Source organism: Streptomyces sp. MZ04 (genome assembly GCF_004684775.1).
Classification (GTDB): Bacteria; Actinomycetota; Actinomycetes; order Streptomycetales; family Streptomycetaceae; genus Streptomyces.
Genome location: NZ_SRIC01000541.1, coordinates 1 through 1,873, shown reverse-complemented (window position 1 = coordinate 1,873; position 1,873 = coordinate 1). Strand labels below are relative to the sequence as shown.

The following is a 1,873-nucleotide window of genomic DNA, read 5'->3' as shown; positions in this document are numbered from 1 at the left end:
CGCTCCACCTGCCCCGCAAGACCCCGCTCCTGCCGCGCGGTCAAGGGACCCAGCGGCTCGACCGTGACGGTCGTCCGCCGGCCCGCGCGGCGCTGGTGCCAGACGCCCGCCACGACTCCGTCCACCAGGAGCACCGGGAAGTTGCCCGCCTGGCCGCCTGCCAGGGCTCGCTCGTAGGCCCGGCCGGGGAAGAGGCGGGCGCGGGGGTGGGAGGCGATGACGTACGCGTCGAAGTAGGGGAGGAGCCGCACGCCCCGCACCGGCTCCTCCGGGAAGGCCGTGTCGCCCGCCACCACCCACGACGCGGGTTCACCGTCCATGTCGACCGCCTCGATCTCCCCGGCCGAGGCGAGGGAGTCGAACAGCCCCGATGCCCAACCCGCCGGTCCCGACAGCCACTTGGCGAACTCGCGCGGCGTCGCCGGGCCGTACGCGGACAGGAAGCGCCGGACCAGACGGGCCGACGCCGTCTCAGCGTCCAGGGGTGACTCGAGCTGCGGCGGGCGGGTGTACGTCACCTTGCGGCCGCGGTTCGGCGCGAAGCACAGCGCGCCGCGCTGGCCCGCCTTGTGCATGACCTGGCGCCAGCGCGGCCACATGCCCTGGAACGCGGGCGTCACCAGGTCGCCCGCCCAGGGGCCGGTCCGCGCCACCACCTCGTCGCTCAGCTCGTCGATGGTCAGTTGGGCCCCGTCCAGCGCCGCCCCGATGGCCGCGACGACCTCCTCCGTCTGTCCGGGCGTCATGCCCGCCTCCGCCTTGAAGGGGCTCGGGCGACCGGGTACGGCGGGCAACGCACTTGTCCAGAGGGGGAGTTCGGCGGTCGGCAGGAGGTGGATCGTGCCCCGCGGCCCGAACGTCTTGACCAGGCTCGGAGCATCGCCCCACAGTGCGTCCCGCACGTCCTGCCGGGTCGTGCCGTCCAGCCGTACGCCCACGGAGAGTTCGGCGGCGGAGAGTACCTGCGCCTGCGCGGCGAGCATCGCGTCGACGGCGTCGGCGGGCGTCGCCTCGCCCGGCTTCGCGGGCGCACGCAGGAACTGCCGTTCCACGCGCCGGGCGTTGGCCGCGCTCCATGAAACAGCGACGCTCATCGGCGGTCTCCTCTGTACTGTCGATCGGGCAGGCGGCCGTACGTACGGATATGAGGAGTGGACCATGCCGAAGACCGGTGCGGAGGGCAATAAGGAGAGCAAGCCGTTGTACGCCTGTGGGCTCGACGCCGCCGTGGACGTCGTCGGCGGCAAGTGGAAGCCGATGATCCTCTGGGCGCTGTACGCGGGCAAGGTCCTGCGCTTCGGCGAGCTGCGCAGGCACATCAGCGGCATCAGCGAGAAGGTCCTCATCCAGCAGCTGCGCGAGCTGGAGACCGACGGCATCGTGCACCGCGAGGTGTACCGGGAGGTGCCGCCCAAGGTCGAGTACTCGCTGACGGACCTCGGCGAGTCCCTGAACGCCGCGCTGATTCCGCTGGGGCTGTGGGGTGACGAGCACATGCGCCAGTTGGTGGCCAACCGGCAGGGCAAGTGCGACAAGGTCACCGGGGGCCCGACGGGCAAAGTCGCCTGAGGCCCGACGTCGGAATCGCCCCGAAGGTTGCCCCGCGAGCCGATCGTTAAGCAAGTGATGCCGAACCAGGGCGCGTTGATTCCGCATCGTTATCCGGACTGGCTCGATCCCGCCCCTGGCGTCACGTAAGTTCAGACCAAGGCGAATTCGCGTGAGCAAAGCCACGTGTGCGGTGCCGCGCGGTGGAGGGGGCTGCGCGGCCCCGCGCGCCCTCTCGTCCGGCAGTGCCGGGGCAGTGCCGGGGCGGCGGCCCGGCACGCGTCAAGCGGGCGCCCCACCCCCCGTCCCCCCAATGGGCTAAGGC

At 72.1% G+C, this 1,873-nt stretch carries 2 protein-coding genes; one reads left to right on the top strand and one right to left on the bottom strand.

Going from position 1 to position 1,873, the window contains the following annotated elements:
- Positions 1-1,094 (bottom strand): winged helix DNA-binding domain-containing protein (locus E2651_RS42960; protein ID WP_135336689.1); only part of this gene is annotated, 1,094 nt, incomplete at its 3' end.
- Positions 1,095-1,158: 64 nt separating this feature from the next.
- Between E2651_RS42960 and E2651_RS42955 the strand changes: the two genes are divergently transcribed.
- Positions 1,159-1,569 carry a helix-turn-helix domain-containing protein gene (locus tag E2651_RS42955; RefSeq protein ID WP_135336688.1) on the top strand — a complete coding sequence of 137 codons (411 nt, stop codon included), beginning with the start codon at positions 1,159-1,161 and terminating at the stop codon, positions 1,567-1,569.
- The last annotated feature ends 304 nt before the right edge of the window (positions 1,570-1,873 follow it).

Coding starts and splice junctions, on each gene's coding strand:
- E2651_RS42955 (WP_135336688.1), top strand. CDS start 1,159: ATGCCGAAGACCGGTGCGGAGGGCAATAAGGAGAGCAAGCCGTTGTAC.